Here is an 18,419-nt window from a genome sequence, read left to right as displayed (position 1 = left end):
AAATGATAATCAGTCTCGTTTGAGACGTGGTAAACAATAATAAAATTGTAAATTAAGTGTAAATTAAAACTGTGGATACAGTCACTTTATTTCAGTGAATAATACGCTAGAGCCAACTCAGCAGTTCAATCGTTAATTCATTCATCGCGATAATAGATCTTGAAAACGCAGCAAATTGACCCAATATACCCAATTGACCCTATGTAAGTCGTCACACGAATTATTTCGAGGAATCTTTATGAGCAATCCATTGCAAAATAGCGCAGCGTTACCCGAGTTTTCTAAAATTAAACCAGAACACATCCAGCCTGCGGTTGAGCAAGCCATTGCCAAATGTCGTGAAACCATTGAAGTGTTATTGGCTAAAAATAGCCTATATACCTGGGACAACCTGATTGCACCTCTTGAAGAAGTGGACGACGAATTAAGTAAAGCGTGGTCACCGGTGTCGCACATGAACTCGGTAGTGAGCAGTGATGCATTGCGTGATGCCCACGATGCCTGTTTACCATTATTATCTGATTACGGCACCTATGTTGGCCAACATCAAGGGTTGTATGAGGCGTATAAATCAATTCATCAATCAGCTGATTTTGCTCAGTTAACCCAAGCACAAAAAAAGGTTATTGAACAAAGCTTACTCGACTTTGAATTGTCGGGTATTGGCTTAGATGATGGTCAAAAAGCGCGTTATGGCGAGATTGTTAAGCGTCTATCTGAGCTAACGAGCAATTTTTCTAACCAGTTATTAGACGCCACAGAAGCCTGGACCAAGTTGATTACCGACGAGGCTGACTTAGCGGGTTTACCTGAGTCGGCAGTGGCCGCAGCTAAAGCAATGGCTGAAGCCAAAGAGCTAAAAGGTTGGTTGTTTACCCTTGATTTCCCCTCTTATTTACCGGTGATGACCTACAGCGAAAACCGTGAGCTACGTGAAGAATGCTACCGTGCATTTGTCACCCGCGCCTCTGATCAAGGCCCAAATGCTGGCGAGTTTGATAACACCGACAACATGAACGAAATCGTGGCATTACGCCATGAGTTAGCCAATTTACTGGGTTTTGCCAGCTATGCTGATAAATCACTTGCCACCAAAATGGCAGAGTCACCAGAGCAGGTATTGGGCTTTTTAAATGAATTAGGTCAGCGTTCAAAAGGCCAGGCGGCAACAGAATTGGCTGAACTACGCGCCTTTGCTAAAGAGCACTATGATGTCAGCGAAATGGCTTCATGGGACTTAAGTTTTTATGCCGAAAAACTGCAGCAACACAAGTATGAAGTGTCGCAAGAAATTTTACGTCCGTACTTCCCAGAAGATAAAGTATTATCAGGCTTATTCTTTACCGTTAACAAGCTATTTGGCTTAACGATTAACGAACAAAAAGGTATCGATACCTGGCACAAAGACGTGCGCTTCTTTGATATTTTTGACGCCGATAACGAGCACCGTGGCAGCTTTTATTTAGATTTATATGCTCGCAGCGGTAAACGTGGCGGCGCATGGATGGACGATTGTCGTGGCCGTCGTATTACCTCTACCGGTCTGCAAAAACCAGTGGCTTACTTAACCTGTAACTTTAATGGCCCAGTAGACGGCAAGCCGGCGTTATTTACCCACGACGAAGTCACTACGTTATTCCACGAGTTTGGCCACGGTATTCACCACATGCTAACCAAAGTTGATGTTGGCGGCGTATCGGGCATTAACGGTGTGCCTTGGGATGCCGTAGAGTTACCAAGTCAGTTCATGGAAAACTGGTGCTGGCAAGAAGAAGCCTTAGCGGAAATCTCTGGCCACTACGAAACTGGCGAGCCATTACCAAAAGCATTGCTCGACAAAATGTTAGCGGCAAAGAACTTCCAGTCAGGCATGATGATGGTGCGCCAGCTTGAATTCTCGTTGTTCGACTTTAGAATGCACCATGAGTTTGACCCTGCAAAAGGTGTCGATATCCAAGGTATTTTAGATGAAGTGCGCAGCCAAATCGCGGTATTAACCCCGCCAAGCTTTAACCGTTTTCAGCATGGTTTTGCCCACATTTTTGCTGGTGGATATGCTGCAGGTTATTACAGCTATAAATGGGCTGAAGTGTTATCGGCTGATGCGTTCTCACGTTTTGAAGACGAAGGCATCTTTAACCCAGAAACCGGTAAGAGCTTCTTAAATAATATTCTTGAAATGGGCGGAAGTGAAGAGCCAATGGAGCTATTTAAACGCTTTATGGGCCGCGAGCCAAACACTGATGCATTACTGCGTCACAGTGGTATTGCCGCATAAATCATTAATGTAAACCCGTTAAAAACCGGCATTGATTGTCGGTTTTTTTATGCCTGCGCTTTGATTCACTGGCGTCATTTTGGTTGATAAATAAAATAGAGTTATCGTTTATCGATAATTTGTTGTCGACTAAAAATAACTATGTTAACGTTAAATTAACATTAGCCAACCTTAGAAATGTCATGGATAGAATTGTTTCACTCAGTAAATGGATTAAATTACTCATCGTTTTTTTAGCCTTATTACAAGCCAGTAGCTATTGCGGCACCATGGTGTTCGGCGAGTTTCAAGCGGGCGAATATGTACTCACAATTGACTGGTGGGGCTGGTTTAGCAGTTACCTTGCCGTTGATTTTGGTAGCCCCTGGCAAGCCATTGTGCAAAGCCTTTATGATGCTGGCTTTCATCCAGGGTTCATTTTGGGCAGTGTTGAAATTCTGCCTTATTTGTTTATTTATTATTTTTTATATCAGTTATTCACTTTGTATCAACAGGGGCAGGTGTTCACCCCAGGTAATTTTCGCTGTTTAAGCAACATTGCTTTGGTCTTTTTAGCGTGGATTTTACTCAGTCTTTTCTACCCGATGATCATCGCTTTTTCACTGCACTTTAGCGGTACATCCAGTGCGGTCCCGGTTTATTTTAGCTTGGGAAGTCAGGAGCTCAAGTATGCGCTATTTGGAATGATTTTTTACTGTGTGGCCTGGGTGATGCAGCACGCGACTGAACTGCAACAAGAGGCGGAGTTAACCATTTAATGGCCATTATTATTGAGTTAGACGTGATGCTGGCAAAGCGCAAGATGAAGTCAACTGAGCTAGCAGAATTGGTCGGTATTACACCGCAAAATTTGTCGGTATTACGCAGCGGCCGTGCTAAAGCGATTCGGTTTTCAACACTCGACGCCATTTGCCAGCATTTACAGTGCTCGCCAGGTGACATTTTAATCCACAAGGAAGATCAATAATTAAGGACAATGATATGCAAAATACAGTAAAAAAAATGATCACGGTGGCAATGATTAGCACGACGATGCTCATCGTCTCTGGCTGCACAGTGCGCTTAAGTGAAGAGAGTTTTATTGCCAATGATAAAGAGCCCGTGGCCTTTAGCACTGAGTTCACTCAAGCATTACAACAAGCCATGCCGGATCATGTAATCACTCAATTGAGCCTAGAGGCAAGTGATCACGTTAAGCTAAATGGCTTTTTTATTGATAACCCAAACAGCAACACAACCCTGGTATTTTATCCGGGTAATGGCATGAAAATTCAGCCACATTGTTTGGCCGATTTAACGGCATTATCAGCGCTTAACACTGATATTTTAATCATGGATCGCCGCGGTATTGGCGCCAGTGAAGGCAAACCACGGATTCACAATATTATCTTGGACGCCCAGCAACAGTTAGACTATGTACAGCAACAATATCAGCCCGAAAAAATCATATTGCACGGCTACTCGTTAGGCAGTTTTATTGCCGCAGACTTAGCCAGAAATAATAAAATAGATGCATTGGTTTTACACGGTTCGGCCACCAATGCCGACGATTGGGTCGATGAAAAAACACCCTGGTATATGGCACCGTTTATGACGTTGGAAATGCCAGAAGATTTTCGTAAAACAGATAATAAGCAAGTGGTCGCGCAATATTACCAAGGCCCATTATTGGTGATTGCCGCAGAGGATGATGAAGAAGTGCCGCCAGCACTGTCTGAAAAACTGTTTGCAGCAAGCAAGTCTGCTAATAAGCAGTTCATTATGGTACCTAATATCGGCCATCAAGGCATGCTAGAAGAGGCAACCACAATGCAGCAGTATCAGGCCTTTATTACCGAGCTTTGACTGAGTGGTAAATCGGCATAAAAAAGAGGCGCAATGCGCCTCTAGGTTTGAAATGAATTAGGTTTTATTTACGCTAACTTCAAATCATACTGGTTGCGGTACATCACCATGTCTTCGATGGTCAGTACAGGCATATTGTGCTTTAAACCAAACGCGACGATTTCTGGCGCTTTCGCCATGCTGCCGTCTTCGTTGGTGAGTTCACATAACACCCCTGCAGGCATTAAGCCGGCCATTTGCATTAAATCAACTGTACCTTCAGTGTGACCACGACGAGACATTACCCCGCCAGCGCGAGCACGTAGCGGAAATACGTGTCCTGGGCGCGCTAAGTCTGAGGCTTTAGCATCACGATTAGCGGCCGTTTTAATGGTGGTAACGCGGTCTTGTGCTGAAACGCCTGTAGTCACGCCCACTTTAGCTTCAATCGACACCGTAAATGCAGTTTGGTTAGCACTATTGTTGTCGGTAACCATCGGTGGTAATTCAAGTTTGTTGGCGTGATCGTCGGTTAAACATAAACACACAATACCGCTGCATTCGCGGATCATTAATGCCATTTGGGCTGTGGTTAAATGCTCAACTGAATAAATAATGTCGCCTTCGTTTTCGCGATCTTCATCATCGAGCAATAATACGCCACGGCCTTCTCTAAGCGCAGCAAGGGCATTTTCGACACGGGTGATAGGTTCGCCAAATTCGGCAAGTAGTGAAAGCTGATTCATGGTTGTACTCCTAAAATGACCAGAATCAGGGCTTGTAAAGAGGGATATAAATCCAAAACAAATTGCACCAAAAAGCCGAGGGCTAATTGATGTCTCTCCATTCTCTCTCATCCGGACTATAACCGTCGGCTCTGGACTGTTAGACATTACCTTTAAGTAATACTAAGTCACCAGATCTGCTGACCTCGACGAATCGAGCGCTCGCGGGCTTACTTTTTCAAGTTTACCGCCGGTGGGGAATTGCGCCCCGCCCTGAGAATTATAAATAATGTTGTTTGCGTTTCGCATTTGTCGATAACGATAAATGCTGTTGTTCAACTTGCTAGTGTCTTAACAACACCAACAAGTTAACACCGCGTTGCTATGGTAATCAGTTAAGCCTGAGATGGAAAGGGGGATGAGTCGCAAAAAGAGTAACAAATTACGGTACGGTGTTGAGTTTGTGTTGATGATTGAGTGTTAAATAAGTCAAAGACAGCAAAGCTCCTTGCTCGCTGGTATGACCTTTGTTAGCCTGTCGCGCTAACAATAGGAGTAGTGGTAAATGAATCTGTATTTTCGTTTTGCGTTATTGTTTTTATGGCGAATAGGCCATTGCAAACGTATTGATTTTTTAGGCACCAGTAAAATTAACTATCGTGTTTTGCCGTTAGATTGCGACATCAATATGCATTTAACCAACTCGCGTTATCCTGCTTTTATGGATTTAGCGCGTACTTATTTGATTGCTGAAATTGGTTTAATGAAGCAGTTTTTAAAGAACAAATGGCTACCTATCGTCAATGCCGCTGAGTTTACTTATATCCGTGATATTAAACCATTTGAAAAGTTTACTATCGAAACCAAAATTGTCGGTTGGGATGAAAAATACTTCTACATTGAGCATCGTATGGTGACGGCGCGCGGTTTACATTGTATTGCCCATGTTCGCGGGGTGTTTGTATGCCGTGGTAAGCAAGTGCCTATCGAAACCTTAATTACGGCAGCGGGTTATACCGGTGGTACGCCTGAACTGCCGGCCGAAGTGGTAAAATGGAAACAGTTTTTACAACTCAAAAAAGAGTGTAATACATAACTATCATTGATTTTTAGTATATTTAGATCAATCAATCTGACTCTGTCGTATTAGCATTTTTAGGTTGATAAGATGAAAGGAGTGGCACGGTGGCATTAGAAAAATTCAGTGATATTTGGGCGCGTGCTTGCGAGCGTAAAGGCGGGCCAGCAATCGTGAACTCGTTATTACCCGACACGTTAAACGCCGAAGAAATCAGTGAATATTCTGATGCACAATTGTTGTCTGTCATCAGCAAGCGGGTGTTTCAAAGTGGTTTTGTGTGGCGCGTGGTCGACAATAAATGGCCTGCTTACGAAAAAGCGTTTTTTGACTTTGAACCCATGAAAGTATTGATGTTATCGCCAGATCAAATTCAACAACGTGCTAGCGATCCTGCGCTTATTCGCCATCAAAAGAAAACCCAGGCCATTGTTGATAATGCTTACATGATCCAGCAGATCAATGCTGAACACGGCAGCTTTGCTGAATTTATTGCCAATTGGCCAACCGACGATATTACCGGATTATGGCAAGTGCTTAAAAAGCGCGGTGCTCGTTTGGGCGGTAATACAGGGCCATACTTTTTGCGCGCGATTGGTAAAGACACCTTTTTACTTAGCCAGGATGTGCAGGCGTATTTAACCGCTCATAAGGTGGTTGATGCCGGCTTTACCTCGAAAACGGCATTACGCCAAACGCAAGCAGCGTTTAATCATTGGCAGCAAGAGTCTGGCAAGAGCCTGGCTGAAATCAGCCGAGTGATTTCTTTGGGCGTGGGCGACAATAGGGTGTAGTCGTTGTGGGTATAATGACTAAACCTGATAACGGCTTAAAAACACTTTAACGACTTCTGCCGCGTGCTGGTCTTTTTCTTCGTCAGTTAATGGCTCGATAATTTGGAAAATTAATGGCCAAAAACATTGGCCTTTAATTAAGCTTTGCACATGGGTTTGTGCCTGTTCAATATCATCTACTTTGATTCGGCCATCTTTGTCGGCCGCTTTAATCCATCTTAAAATTGCGGTTTCTTCTTTAATGATTTTTTGGATTTCTTGTTGCATTTCAGATGTATAAAACAAGTGTCCAATCACCATCCGCGACACTTCAATGTGCTCTTCTGACTGAATATAATCTATATCACAGCGTATTAACTGTTGTAACTGCGGTGCCAGCGGTGTGTTTGGATCATAAGGTTCAGAAGGTTGCGATAATGCCTGTTGCCATAAATCGGTCATCAAGGTCATCACTAGCGCTTCTTTAGTGGCAAAGTGATTATAAACCGTGCGTTTTGATACTCCTGCCACTTCGGCTAATTTGTCCATACTCGTCGCCGTAACCCCTAAAGCTTTAAAAGTTGTTCTGGCAGCTTCAATAATGGCCGCACGTTTAATTTGGCTACGAGTTTGTTTTTTTTGAGTCATGGTCAGCACTGTATTTAATTTATGGAAGATATTTTACACTGAGCAGTTTACTTTTCAATGAGAGATTATTAAACTACACCGTGTAGTGTACTTTATTGGTGTCGAAATGAAAATAGTGACCGGTGTTATCGTTGGATTTGTGGTGTTAGTTGCAATTATGTGGCTCACTAAAACCTGGTCTGCGGCCAATAAAAGCAAACCTTTCATGAATAGTGAAAAAACCTATCATGCGGGGTTAAGCAGTTTGTGGCCTATCGCTAAAGCTTACTGGAATACTCAGCGCAAAGCGCCTGCACCTAAAAATGCCGTGCCGTTAGAGACATTAACGCAAACTCTGCTTGCACAATCGACAGAAGATGCCGTTTATCGCTTAGGCCATTCCACCTTGTTAATGCGTATTGACGGTGAGTATGTGTTAATCGATCCGGTATTTAGTGAGCGTGCATCGCCTGTTCAGTGGGCTGGGCCGAAGCGTTTTCATCAATCACCGATCAGTATTGCAGATTTACCCTCTATTAAAGCGGTCATTATTAGCCATGATCATTACGATCACCTTGATAAAGCCGCCATTGAGCAGCTCGCAGCTAAAGTAGAGCATTTTATTACCCCTTTAAAAGTGGGTGACTACTTAACCGATTGGGGCGTCGATCCCATTCAAGTCACCGAGTTTGAGTGGTGGCAATCAGTTGAGTTGAATGGTTTACACATTACGGCCACGCCTGCGCAACATTTTTCTGGCCGTGGCTTGTTAGACCGCGACCAAACATTATGGGCCAGCTGGGTTATTCAAGGTTTACATCACAAGGTGTTTTATAGCGGCGACAGTGGCTACTTTAATGGCTTTAAACAGATTGGCGAGTTATACGGGCCATTTGATTTAAGCATGATTGAAACGGGCGCCTATAATGAATTGTGGAGCGACATTCATATGTTGCCAGAACAAAGTCTACAGGCACATATTGATGTTAACGCTAAGGCAATGATGCCAGTACACAATGGCACTTTTGACCTGGCCCTGCATGATTGGTTTGAACCTTTCGAGCGTATTACTCTGTTGGCACAACAACATAATGTCACCTTGTTAACCCCTAAATTTGGTCAGGCTGTGCTGCTGGAAAATCCACAAGCTAACGAGCTATGGTGGCGCGACATTATGATAGATCCTGAGACGGATAAGGCAGAGCAGCGAGTTAATTCAAATAACATGGATGAATTAAATGAGGTTGTCACAGATCAGAATTAACCTATGTTGGTGATGGTAGTGCCTAACGCGAAGGCAAAACCTTGATATGGCCAATATGCTGATATGAGGTGCGCTTAATCGTTAAATTGAGCCAATTTGTTTGATTGCTCAATATAAAGCAACAAGTTATTAACAAATTGTCTATGTATAACCTAAGCTTATTATTTGTTTACAATTTATTGCATCAGGTTGAGTTGTTTGAATTTTGTCCCTATGCGATAAAGAACACAGAATATTTACCAGTTTAATTTTAGCTATTTCAGATGGAAAACCTCAAGACTGAGGAACCATATTGAACGTGAATCGGAGTAGGAGCACACATGCATAAAGCATTGAAAGTCGCCGCGGTTATATCTGCCGCATTATGGATTACCGCTTGTGGTAAAGCTGAGGATGCCGCTCAGGCACAACAGCAACAGCCTCCTTCTCCCGTCGGTGTGATGACTATTGAAGCAGTATCGCAAGCCATTACGGTTGAATTACCAGGCCGTAGTCGTGCATTTTTAGAAGCAGAAGTTCGTCCGCAGGTATCAGGTATTGTCACTAAGCGTGCGTTTACCGAAGGCAGCGAAGTTGCCCAGGGTCAATCGCTGTATCAAATTGACTCAGCAACCTATAAAGCGGCATTAGTGAGTGCCGAAGCCGATTTAGCTAGAGCCAATGCGGCTTTAGGTTCTGCTAAAGCTAAAGCAGCACGTTATGCAAAACTGGTTACAACTAATGCGGTGAGTAAGCAAGATTTTGATGAAACTGAAGCGGCATACAAAGAAGCGCAAGCGGCTGTTACAGTGGCTAAAGCTGCCATTAATACGGCCAATATTAATCTTGAATACACCGAGGTTAAAGCGCCTATTTCTGGCCGAATTGGCAAGTCATCGGTGACAGCCGGTGCGTTAGTTACCGCTAATCAGGCAGCAACGCTTGCGACCATTCAGCAACTCGATCCAATTAATATCGACATCGTTCAATCAAGTGCGCAGCTTTTGCGCTTAAAAGCCAATCTTCGTTCTGGGCAGTTGCTTAAAAGTGACAACGCCAAAGTAACCTTAATGCTCGAAGATGGCAGCATCTATGAACACGAAGGTACATTGCAGTTTGCCGAAGTCAATGTAGATGAATCGACCGGTTCGGTGACATTACGTGCAGAGTTTCCTAACCCTAATGGCACTTTATTACCGGGTATGTATGTGCGCGCCCAGTTAAATGCAGGCCAAGATCCACAGGCAATATTAGTGCCGCAGCGCGCGATTACCCGTAACAGCAAAGGCCAGGCGGTTGCAATGCTGGTTGATAAAGACAGTAATGCTGAAATGCGCGTAGTCAAAACCGCTGAAGTGATCGGCAGCCAATGGCGTATTGTGGATGGTTTAGCAGTGGGCGATAAGTTGATTGTCGAAGGGCTGCAAAAAATCCGTCCAGGTGCACCAGTTTCTGCGCAAGTATTAACGGCTGACCAACCACAAAAATAGGGATAAATTATGGCTCGCTTTTTTATTGATCGCCCTATTTTTGCCTGGGTAATCGCAATTTTAATTATGCTTGCTGGTGTGTTAGCCATTAAAGGCTTACCCATTGCACAGTATCCCAGTATTGCGCCACCGACAGTGGTGATCACGGCGTCTTATCCTGGTGCTTCAGCCAAGACCATGGAAGACACAGTGACTCAGGTGATTGAGCAACGCATGACCGGACTTGATCATTTGCGTTATATCTCATCAACCAGTGACGGCTTTGGTAATGCTTCAATTACGCTAACCTTTAACGCTGAAGCTGATCCTGATATCGCTCAAGTACAGGTGCAAAACAAATTACAAGCCGCAACCCCATTGTTACCTGCAGAAGTGCAGCAACAAGGTGTAACCGTTAATAAATCTACGGCAGGCTTTTTGATGGTGCTTGGCTTTGTGTCTGAAGATGGCTCTATGGGCAAAAGTGATATTGCCGATTATGTAGCTGCTAATATTCAAGATCCTATGAGTCGTGTGGCGGGTGTGGGTGAGCTTACCCTTTTTGGAGCCCAGTACGCGATGCGTATATGGCTCGACCCGCTTAAATTGACCCAGTACAACTTAACCAGCATTGATGTAACTGCGGCCATTAGCGAACAAAATGCGCAAGTATCAGCAGGTCAATTAGGTGGAGCACCATCGGTTGCTGGCCAAGAGCTTAACGCGACCATTACGGCCCAAAGCCGATTACAAACGCCTGAACAGTTTAAACGTATTATTGTTAAGTCTGACTCATCAGGTGCCAATGTGTACCTTGAAGATGTCGCAAAAGTTGAATTAGGCGCAGAAAGCTACGCTGTTGATTCATACTACAACGGTAAACCTGCCTCTGGTTTAGCATTTAGTTTAGCAACAGGGGCTAATGCGCTCAATACTGCTGAGGGCATTAAAGCCAAAATTAGCGAAATGGAAGCCTTTTTCCCGCAGGGGCTAAAAGTGGTTTATCCCTATGACACCACGCCGTTTGTTGAGCAATCCATTGAGGGTGTTGTACACACATTGATAGAAGCCGTTGTATTGGTATTCTTGATTATGTATTTGTTCCTGCAAAACTTCAGGGCTACCCTTATCCCAACGATTGCGGTACCCGTGGTACTGCTCGGTACGTTTGCAGTATTGTCGGCATCGGGCTTTACCATTAACACCCTAACCATGTTTGCCATGGTACTGGCCATTGGTTTGCTGGTGGACGATGCGATTGTGGTGGTTGAAAACGTTGAGCGGGTCATGTCTGAAGAGGGCTTAAGTCCACTTGAAGCAACCCGTAAGTCAATGGACCAAATCACCAGCGCTCTAGTCGGTATTGGTTTAACGCTATCTGCGGTATTTGTGCCTATGGCATTTATGTCAGGCTCAACCGGGGTTATTTACCGCCAGTTCTCAATCACGATTGTGTCGGCTATGGCGTTATCTGTGTTTGTGGCAATTGTATTAACACCAGCACTATGTGCCACCATGTTAAAACCAATTAAAAAAGGCCATACCCATGCAGATACAGGGTTTTTTGGCTGGTTTAATCGCAAGTTTGATGCAATGACCTCGCGTTACGAGTCTAGCGTTGGCAGTATTTTAAAGCGCTCATTCAGAGTGATGCTGATTTACATTGGTTTGGTTATCGCGGTGGGTTGGATTTTCTTGCGTATGCCTACGGCATTCTTGCCAGATGAAGACCAAGGTATCTTGTTTACCCAGGCGATTTTGCCAACCAACTCAACCCAGGAAAGTACCGTAAAAGTATTGAATCAAGTATCTGATTTCTATCTAAATGAAGAAAAAGATATTGTTAATTCCGTATTTACCGTAGCCGGGTTTAGTTTTGCTGGTTCTGGTCAAAATATGGGTATTGCGTTTATAAGTTTAAAAGATTGGTCAACCCGTGAAGCGCCTGGTGAAGATGTACAATCATTAGCAGGCCGTGCAATGGGGCGCTTTATGCAAATTAAAGAAGCGTTAGTGTTCGCCTTTGTACCGCCATCGGTGATTGAGCTCGGTAACGCGACTGGTTTTGATGTGTACTTAAAAGACTTGAATGGCCAGGGCCACGATAAGTTGATTGAGGCGCGTAATCAATTGCTTGGTATGGCTGCGCAAAACCCTAATTTAGTCGGGGTAAGACCAAACGGTCAAGAAGATGCGCCTATGTACCATATCAATATCGATCACGGCAAACTGCGTGCTTTGGACATTGATATTAGTAGCGTCAATAGCGTGATGGCAACCGCGTTGGGCGGCTCTTACGTTAATGATTTTATTGACCGCGGTCGCGTGAAAAAGGTGTACGTGCAGGGTGATGCAAAATACCGTATGCAGCCAAGCGACCTAGATACCTGGTATGTGCGTAATAGTCTTGGTGAGATGGTGCCGTTTTCCGCGTTTTCTTCAGGCGAATGGGAAATAGGTTCTCCGCAATTACAGCGTTTTAACGGTGTGCCTGCGGTCAATATTCAAGGTGCGACAGTGCAAGGCTACAGTACTGGGGCTGCAATGGATGCGCTAGAAGAAATGGCCAAACAATTACCTCCAGGCTTTGGTTTAGAGTGGAACGGCTTGTCGTACGAAGAACGTTTGTCGGGCAACCAGGCACCAGCATTGTATGCACTGTCTATTTTGATTGTATTCCTGGTACTTGCTGCATTGTACGAGAGCTGGTCGGTGCCACTGTCGGTAATTCTTGTAGTACCACTGGGTATTATTGGTGCATTACTGGCCATGAATGGTCGCGGCTTACCTAACGACGTATTCTTCCAGGTAGGCTTGTTAACCACGGTTGGCTTGGCAACCAAAAACGCCATTTTGATTGTGGAGTTTGCCAAAGAATACTACGAAAAAGGCTCAGGTTTAATTGAGGCTACGCTGCACGCTGTAAGAGTGCGCTTACGTCCAATTTTAATGACATCATTGGCCTTTGGTTTAGGTGTAGTGCCATTAGCCATTAGCTCGGGTGTAGGTTCAGGCAGTCAAAACGCCATTGGTACGGCTGTACTGGGCGGGATGATGTCATCGACATTCCTGGGTATTTTCTTTGTACCGTTATTCTTTGTGGTGGTTGAGCGCATCTTTAGTAAGCGTGAAAAACCAAGCGAAGAAGACGACGAAAAAGTCGATAACGATAGAAAATCGATTTAATCGTTAACCTCATTGTGAAAAAGCCCAGATAAACTGGGCTTTTTTGTGCCTGTAGCAATATGTATTTATATTTGGATTTAGCTAAAAAGCGCATAGCGAGTAAAAAGAAGATTAACAGTGATTAAATGATACTTAAAAGTCGCTAATGGGCTTATTTAAATAGAGTAAACTTAAAAAGTGTTTAAAAAACACCCTGATAAATTATGCTTTAGGTTATTGATAAAAATGATGATTAAAATTTTAACTGTGCAAATATCATCCAGATTAAAATCAATATTTGTGTTATGATTAAGATCTTAATCAAAACAGTTTTTTAACATCTATTTGTACAGATAAACACTTTTGTGGTTATTTTTTAGCGAAGATATTGCCGATAAAGATGAACTTTTGATTAAATAATGATTATGATAGTGAATAACAATAATAAAGGAAGTCACCATGCAGGCGCTATTTATTAGCCTCACTTTAGCCGCGATTCTGGCCTATCTTTGGTATGCTAGTTTACTTAAAAAACGCACTTCAGCCATTGAAGCGCTCAAAGTGATTGACGCAAAAATAGATAGAAGACTGGCGCTCTTTACCGAGCTGTGCCAGGAAAAACCCTCCTACCCACGTCCGTTAACCGATGACCAACAAGCACAGTTGGAGCAGCTAAAACAGCTACAACCCGAACATGATTGGCAACAACCGATTGAAGAATCAAATGTGGCTGGTGGTTCATTGTCGGTATCGATTGCAGCATGGCAACAAATCGATCAAGGTTTAGAGTCGCTATTGTCTACGGTAAATAAAGACAAACTGTGTACCGAGCAACTGGCCGAGTATTTACAACTCGAGCTCGACTTTGTTCACGCGGAAGACTTTTACCGTAAAGCGGTAGATGAACTTAACAGTGGCGTTAAGATTTTTCCTGGTTCTGCCGTTGCCAAATTTGCCCGTATCGCGCCAATGCCGATATTTGATCAAGTGCAGGAATAATTCGATGTTGTGGCGTAATGAGTTGACGCTATTAGTTATCGTATTGCTCTTTTGTGCAACGCAAGTGCACGCTAAACAAGTGGTTTATCCCCAGGTCGAAGAAACCACAAAACCACAAATAACAGCGAAATATCGTGCTGAGGAGCCCACCGAAAAAAAGCAGCTGCAGTTAAAGCCGACACAGCACAACGAACAGGGTAATAGTCATAAACCCACCCTTGAAGCATTTAACGTACTGAACCAAAGCCCCCCTAAATCCATTAACGATCAATTATCGCTTAATGGCGGTTATGTTGGCGATAAACCACAACCACGAACGTTAACCAACGATTATCAGCTGAGCCAATCGTCTTCTGTAACACGTAAGCCTAAAGTGAAAGCCCAGTATTCTGAAAACGGTATTGTCAGTGATTTAGGCGTCGAAAAACGTAAAGTGTACCAATACAAACAAGCCAACGGGATTATGGTGTTTAGTGATCAGCAGCCGTTAGATGCCGATTATCAAGTGTTGCTGTATGAATGCTTTGCCTGTCGCCCAGACTCCACTATCGACTGGTACAAAATCCCGTTATTTACCTCGCATTTTGCCACCGATGTGGCATTAGCCGCACACAAATATCAGTTAGATCCAGCATTAATCAGAGCGGTGATCCATGCCGAATCGGCGTTTAAGCCCGGTGCGGTTTCAAAAGCGGGCGCCAAAGGGTTAATGCAATTAATGCCCGGTACTGCCAGTGATATGGGCGTTGATAACCCGTTAAATGCCCAACAAAATATTCGTGGTGGTAGCCGCTATTTAGCGCAATTGTTAGCCCAATTTAATGGTGATCTAGACTTAGCGTGCGCCGCGTACAATGCCGGCCCAAGTACCGTTACTCAATACAGTGGCATTCCGCCATACCCTGAAACTCAGGCCTATGTGAAGCGCGTAAAAATATTATTCAAACGCTATCAAAAAGCATTAGCCAGTTAATTAAGGTCTTTATTCATGAAGCATTTTATTCATAAAGCACAGCCAAAGCGCGTCAAACTTAGCCGAAATAGTGGCTATTGTTTAGCGGGCATGGCGGGTTTATTAATCTTTGGCGCTGTGGCCGTTCCGGCAATAGCCGCTGAGCCATCTTTAATGGCGCCGTCGCAAGAAGACATGCGCTTATACGACATTGCTAATGCGCCACAAGCGCAGCGTATCGAACAAGATATTCGCACTCTAGTTGATTTTGGTACTCGCCATACCATGTCGGACACGCAATCAGACACCCAAGGCATTGGCGCTGCAAGACGCTGGATTGAAGCCGAATTTAAGCGTATTTCAAAAGAGTGTGGTGGTTGCCTCGAAGTGGTAACAGTAGCCAATACTGTAGAAGGTAAGCGCATTGCTAAGCCTACCGAGGTGGTTAACGTTATTGCCATTCAGCGCGGTAACACAGACCCTAAACGTGTGGTGATGATGAGCGGTGATATTGATTCGCGGGTCACTGACGTGCTTGATGCTACCTCGATTTCGCCAGGTGCCAACGATAATGCCTCCGGTGTAGCCGGTGCAATTGAAGCCGCGCGGGTGTTATCTAAATATCAGTTTAACGGCACCATAGTGTACGCAGCCCTGTCGGGTGAAGAGCAAGGCCTGTACGGCGGCAATATTTTAGCCGACTATGCCAAAGCACAAGGTTGGCAAGTACAAGCTGTGCTTAATAACGACATGATAGGTAACATTGCAGGAATTAATGGCGTAATAAATAACAGTAGTGTGCGAGTTTTTTCTGAAGGCGTACGCTTTGCCGAAACCGCCGAAGAAGCCAAAGCGCGATATTTTAGTGGCGGCGAAAACGATTCTGCCTCACGTAATTTAGCCCGTAAAATCAAATCATTGGCCGACCAGTACATGACAAACCTCGACGTCATGTTAGTGTATCGTCTCGACCGATTTGGCCGTGGTGGACACCACTTACCGTTTAATCAGGCTGGTTTACCTGCGGTGCGCATTATGGAAACCAATGAGCATTACGACCGCCAGCATCAGGATATTCGGGTTGAAAACGGCATTGCTTACGGCGATGTCATTGAAGGCGTCGATTTTGAGTTTAACGCCAAACTTACTGCATTAAACGCAATTAGCTTAGCCGCCCAGGCATGGGCACCTGCACCGCCATCTAAGGTGAGTATTGAAGGCCAGGTGTCACCCAGTACTACGTTAAGTTGGCAAAAAAGCGGTGATGAAACTGTGGTGGGTTATCGGGTGTATTGGCGCTCAACCACCGCACCAGAGTGGACCCACAGCCGCTATGTGGGCAAGGTGAATACCTTTACTCTGGATAATCTAGTGATTGATAATTATTTATTTGGCGTGGCAAGTGTTGCTGCCAATGGCAATGTCAGCCCAGTGGTATTCCCTGGGGCTACAGGCGCATTTTTTAAATAATGCTATAAAAAAGCCCGGAGCATCAACATGCACCGGGCTTTTTATTATCTAATTGAGGCTACTCGCCGACTTCCCATTTTACTGTTGTGTAACCGTCGGCATGGCCTAATAAAGGCGCTAAGTAATCTAATGTTTCTTTGGCCATAACATCCATTTGCCACGGCGGATTAATCACCCACAAACCGGCGGCTGTCATGCCAAACTCATCGCTATCGGCATTAATGGCTTGCTCAATACGCAGCTGTTTTTTTATGCCGCTATTTTTAAGCAGTGTCAGCATGGCTTCTGTTTGCTCACGTTTTACCACCGGATACCACAATATAAAAATACCCGTAGCAAAGCGTTTATGGGCTTTAATCAGGGTTTCTGCCACATCAATATAATCGGTTTTAATTTCATAACTTGGATCAATCAAAATCACCCCGCGGCGCTCCAATGGCGGTACGGCAGCAATTAATCCAGCTAAACCATCGTCGTTAATCACTTTCACTTGTTTGTCTTGAATAAAGTAACTTTCAAGTAACTCATGGTCGGTTGAATGTAGCTCGTGTAATACCATGCGATCTTGTGGACGCAGCTCTACATCAACAAACGCCGGTGAGCCAGGATATACCGCTAACTCACCATCATATTCGGCATTAAAATGGCGCACAGCGTCAACGTAATCAGCCAGGGCTTGTGGCAGGTTTTCGTGGTCCCACAGTTTGGCCACGCCATCTAAATACTCACCGGTTTTTTGTGAGTACTCATCGGTTAATGAATACGCCCCAGCGCCTGCATGAGTGTCGATATACACATATGGCTTTGCTTTTTTCTGCATGGCTTTTAATGCTTGTATAAGCATTGAATGTTTAAGCACATCGGCATAATTGCCAGCATGGTAACCGTGGCGATAACTAAGCATGGGTATTTCCATTAACTAAATGAACAGTAAAAACTGTGTAATACCATCATTATAAGTTTTCTCAGGCGTGAGGTATAGGTATTCACTGCTGATGGCTTTTGGCATAATGGCATTGTTTCTTACATTGGCATGGTATTTATCTTGTTACAGACACCTATTTTCTTTAATCAGCAGTACCCAACATTGGTTGATATCGCCAGCCGCTGGCAATTAGTGTGGGACAAAGACGCCGCATTTGAATTGCGCTTTGAGCAAAACTGTTTGAGTTTGTATAAACGAGATGAACCCAAATTAGATGGCATTAACGTTGATTTTGTATCAGGCGCTGTGGCACATCGACGCAAATTTGGTGGCGGGCGCGGCCAGTCTATCGCCAAAGCGGTCGGGTTAAAGCAAGGCGTAACGCCAACGGTTGTCGATGGCACAGCAGGCCTAGGCCGCGATGCGTTTGTATTGGCAAGCCTAGGTTGCAAAGTTATTATGGTGGAGCGCCACCCTGTGGTTGCTGCATTATTAGAAGACGGCCTACGCCGCGCTTATGAAGACGCTGAAATCGGCCAGTGGATGCAGGATTTGATGAGCTTATTTCACGGTTCAAGTTTGACAGCATTAGCTAACGCCGCTCAATCATCGGCCACTGAAATCGATGTGGTTTACCTCGACCCCATGTACCCACATCGTGAAAAGTCAGCTTTAGTTAAAAAAGAAATGCGCGTATTTCAAACCTTAGTCGGTGCCGACCTAGACGCCGATGGCTTATTAGCCCCCGCAATGGCACTGGCCACCAAACGCGTCGTGGTAAAACGCCCCGATTATGCTGAAGATCTCGACGGGGTAAAACCCAGCATGGTTATCGCAACGAAAAAGAATCGCTTTGATGTGTATGTGAAAGCCGCGATGAAATAGTGGTGT

15 protein-coding genes, 1 pseudogene and 1 riboswitch are annotated in these 18,419 nt (G+C 44.4%); of the genes and pseudogenes, 13 read left to right on the top strand and 3 right to left on the bottom strand.

The features are described 5' to 3' along the window. The first annotated feature begins 238 nt into the window (after window positions 1-238). The 4 genes from prlC to GQA99_RS01650 all read left to right on the top strand — a co-directional run bounded on the left by prlC (window position 239) and on the right by GQA99_RS01650 (window position 4,123). Window positions 239-2,278, top strand: coding sequence for an oligopeptidase A (prlC, locus tag GQA99_RS01665; protein ID WP_160052106.1), 2,040 nt, complete (start codon window positions 239-241; stop codon window positions 2,276-2,278). A 182-nt stretch (window positions 2,279-2,460) separates the two neighbouring features. Then, complete coding sequence (locus GQA99_RS01660) at window positions 2,461-3,036, top strand: DUF2975 domain-containing protein (protein ID WP_160052105.1); 576 nt, start codon at window positions 2,461-2,463, stop codon at window positions 3,034-3,036. Beyond that, window positions 3,036-3,245: a helix-turn-helix domain-containing protein gene (locus tag GQA99_RS01655; RefSeq protein WP_160052104.1), complete on the top strand. Its 210-nt coding sequence runs from the start codon at window positions 3,036-3,038 to the stop codon at window positions 3,243-3,245. Before GQA99_RS01660 ends, GQA99_RS01655 begins: the two co-directional genes overlap by 1 nt. Before the next feature lie 14 nt (window positions 3,246-3,259). Continuing rightward, window positions 3,260-4,123, top strand: coding sequence for an alpha/beta hydrolase (locus GQA99_RS01650; RefSeq protein ID WP_160052103.1), 864 nt, complete (start codon window positions 3,260-3,262; stop codon window positions 4,121-4,123). A 68-nt stretch (window positions 4,124-4,191) separates the two neighbouring features. Here the strand turns inward: GQA99_RS01650 and ribB are convergent, their stop codons facing one another. Beyond that, window positions 4,192-4,848, bottom strand: coding sequence for a 3,4-dihydroxy-2-butanone-4-phosphate synthase (gene ribB, locus GQA99_RS01645; RefSeq protein WP_160052102.1), 657 nt, complete (start codon window positions 4,846-4,848; stop codon window positions 4,192-4,194). Window positions 4,849-4,943: 95 nt separating this feature from the next. Then, window positions 4,944-5,112, bottom strand: a riboswitch (FMN riboswitch). Window positions 5,113-5,392: 280 nt separating this feature from the next. Between ribB and GQA99_RS01640 the strand changes: the two genes are divergently transcribed. Together GQA99_RS01640 and GQA99_RS01635 are read left to right on the top strand one after the other, a co-directional pair. Then, the gene (locus GQA99_RS01640; RefSeq protein WP_160052101.1) at window positions 5,393-5,923 is read left to right on the top strand and encodes a thioesterase family protein; all 531 of its coding nucleotides are present in this window, start codon (window positions 5,393-5,395) and stop codon (window positions 5,921-5,923) included. An 89-nt stretch (window positions 5,924-6,012) separates the two neighbouring features. After that, window positions 6,013-6,699 carry a DNA-3-methyladenine glycosylase I gene (locus tag GQA99_RS01635; protein WP_160052100.1) on the top strand — a complete coding sequence of 229 codons (687 nt, stop codon included), beginning with the start codon at window positions 6,013-6,015 and terminating at the stop codon, window positions 6,697-6,699. An 18-nt stretch (window positions 6,700-6,717) separates the two neighbouring features. Here the strand turns inward: GQA99_RS01635 and GQA99_RS01630 are convergent, their stop codons facing one another. After that, on the bottom strand, window positions 6,718-7,326 hold the full coding sequence (locus GQA99_RS01630; protein WP_160052099.1) for a TetR/AcrR family transcriptional regulator: 609 nt from the start codon (window positions 7,324-7,326) through the stop codon (window positions 6,718-6,720). Window positions 7,327-7,432: 106 nt separating this feature from the next. Here GQA99_RS01630 and GQA99_RS01625 point away from each other — a divergent pair, with 106 nt between their 5' ends. The 6 genes and pseudogenes from GQA99_RS01625 (at window position 7,433) to GQA99_RS01600 (ending at window position 16,603) form a co-directional block, all read left to right on the top strand. Further along, the gene (locus GQA99_RS01625; RefSeq protein ID WP_160052098.1) at window positions 7,433-8,569 is read left to right on the top strand and encodes an MBL fold metallo-hydrolase; all 1,137 of its coding nucleotides are present in this window, start codon (window positions 7,433-7,435) and stop codon (window positions 8,567-8,569) included. Window positions 8,570-8,889: 320 nt separating this feature from the next. Then, window positions 8,890-10,038 carry an efflux RND transporter periplasmic adaptor subunit gene (locus GQA99_RS01620; RefSeq protein ID WP_160052097.1) on the top strand — a complete coding sequence of 383 codons (1,149 nt, stop codon included), beginning with the start codon at window positions 8,890-8,892 and terminating at the stop codon, window positions 10,036-10,038. Between the two features lie 9 nt (window positions 10,039-10,047). Then, window positions 10,048-13,203, top strand: coding sequence for an efflux RND transporter permease subunit (locus tag GQA99_RS01615; RefSeq protein WP_160052096.1), 3,156 nt, complete (start codon window positions 10,048-10,050; stop codon window positions 13,201-13,203). 438 nt (window positions 13,204-13,641) lie between these two features. After that, the gene (locus GQA99_RS01610) at window positions 13,642-14,181 is read left to right on the top strand and encodes a hypothetical protein (RefSeq protein WP_160052095.1); all 540 of its coding nucleotides are present in this window, start codon (window positions 13,642-13,644) and stop codon (window positions 14,179-14,181) included. A gap of 340 nt (window positions 14,182-14,521) precedes the next feature. Beyond that, window positions 14,522-15,154: pseudogene (locus tag GQA99_RS20755) on the top strand (lytic transglycosylase domain-containing protein); the annotation flags it as partial. 90 nt (window positions 15,155-15,244) lie between these two features. Next, a complete protein-coding gene (locus tag GQA99_RS01600) occupies window positions 15,245-16,603 on the top strand; it encodes a M28 family peptidase (protein WP_160052201.1) in 1,359 nt (452 codons plus the stop codon). A 58-nt stretch (window positions 16,604-16,661) separates the two neighbouring features. On the opposite strand, the gene GQA99_RS01595 is transcribed toward GQA99_RS01600, so the two are convergent. Continuing rightward, window positions 16,662-17,507, bottom strand: a complete 846-nt coding sequence (locus tag GQA99_RS01595) for a 23S rRNA (adenine(2030)-N(6))-methyltransferase RlmJ (RefSeq protein ID WP_160052093.1) — start codon at window positions 17,505-17,507, stop codon at window positions 16,662-16,664. Between the two features lie 129 nt (window positions 17,508-17,636). Here GQA99_RS01595 and GQA99_RS01590 point away from each other — a divergent pair, with 129 nt between their 5' ends. Then, window positions 17,637-18,413 carry a class I SAM-dependent methyltransferase gene (locus GQA99_RS01590; protein WP_160052092.1) on the top strand — a complete coding sequence of 259 codons (777 nt, stop codon included), beginning with the start codon at window positions 17,637-17,639 and terminating at the stop codon, window positions 18,411-18,413. Window positions 18,414-18,419: the final 6 nt, after the last annotated feature.

The sequence above is a fragment of the Shewanella litoralis genome (genome assembly GCF_009828585.1).
GTDB classification, from domain to species: Bacteria; Pseudomonadota; Gammaproteobacteria; order Enterobacterales; family Shewanellaceae; genus Shewanella; species Shewanella litoralis.
This window is presented reverse-complemented; position numbering and strand designations above follow the sequence as displayed.

What these genes read in the sequence shown, in the direction of transcription:
- GQA99_RS01620 (WP_160052097.1), top strand. Translation starts at nt 8,890, where the DNA reads ATGCATAAAGCATTGAAAGTCGCCGCGGTTATATCTGCCGCATTATGG.
- GQA99_RS01650 (WP_160052103.1), top strand. Translation starts at nt 3,260, where the DNA reads ATGCAAAATACAGTAAAAAAAATGATCACGGTGGCAATGATTAGCACG.
- prlC (WP_160052106.1), top strand. Translation starts at nt 239, where the DNA reads ATGAGCAATCCATTGCAAAATAGCGCAGCGTTACCCGAGTTTTCTAAA.
- GQA99_RS01625 (WP_160052098.1), top strand. Translation starts at nt 7,433, where the DNA reads ATGAAAATAGTGACCGGTGTTATCGTTGGATTTGTGGTGTTAGTTGCA.
- ribB (WP_160052102.1), bottom strand. Translation starts at nt 4,848, where the DNA reads ATGAATCAGCTTTCACTACTTGCCGAATTTGGCGAACCTATCACCCGT.
- GQA99_RS01630 (WP_160052099.1), bottom strand. Translation starts at nt 7,326, where the DNA reads ATGACTCAAAAAAAACAAACTCGTAGCCAAATTAAACGTGCGGCCATT.
- GQA99_RS01615 (WP_160052096.1), top strand. Translation starts at nt 10,048, where the DNA reads ATGGCTCGCTTTTTTATTGATCGCCCTATTTTTGCCTGGGTAATCGCA.
- GQA99_RS01640 (WP_160052101.1), top strand. Translation starts at nt 5,393, where the DNA reads ATGAATCTGTATTTTCGTTTTGCGTTATTGTTTTTATGGCGAATAGGC.
- GQA99_RS01590 (WP_160052092.1), top strand. Translation starts at nt 17,637, where the DNA reads ATGGTATTTATCTTGTTACAGACACCTATTTTCTTTAATCAGCAGTAC.
- GQA99_RS01660 (WP_160052105.1), top strand. Translation starts at nt 2,461, where the DNA reads ATGGATAGAATTGTTTCACTCAGTAAATGGATTAAATTACTCATCGTT.
- GQA99_RS01655 (WP_160052104.1), top strand. Translation starts at nt 3,036, where the DNA reads ATGGCCATTATTATTGAGTTAGACGTGATGCTGGCAAAGCGCAAGATG.
- GQA99_RS01600 (WP_160052201.1), top strand. Translation starts at nt 15,245, where the DNA reads ATGGCGGGTTTATTAATCTTTGGCGCTGTGGCCGTTCCGGCAATAGCC.
- GQA99_RS01610 (WP_160052095.1), top strand. Translation starts at nt 13,642, where the DNA reads ATGCAGGCGCTATTTATTAGCCTCACTTTAGCCGCGATTCTGGCCTAT.
- GQA99_RS01595 (WP_160052093.1), bottom strand. Translation starts at nt 17,507, where the DNA reads ATGCTTAGTTATCGCCACGGTTACCATGCTGGCAATTATGCCGATGTG.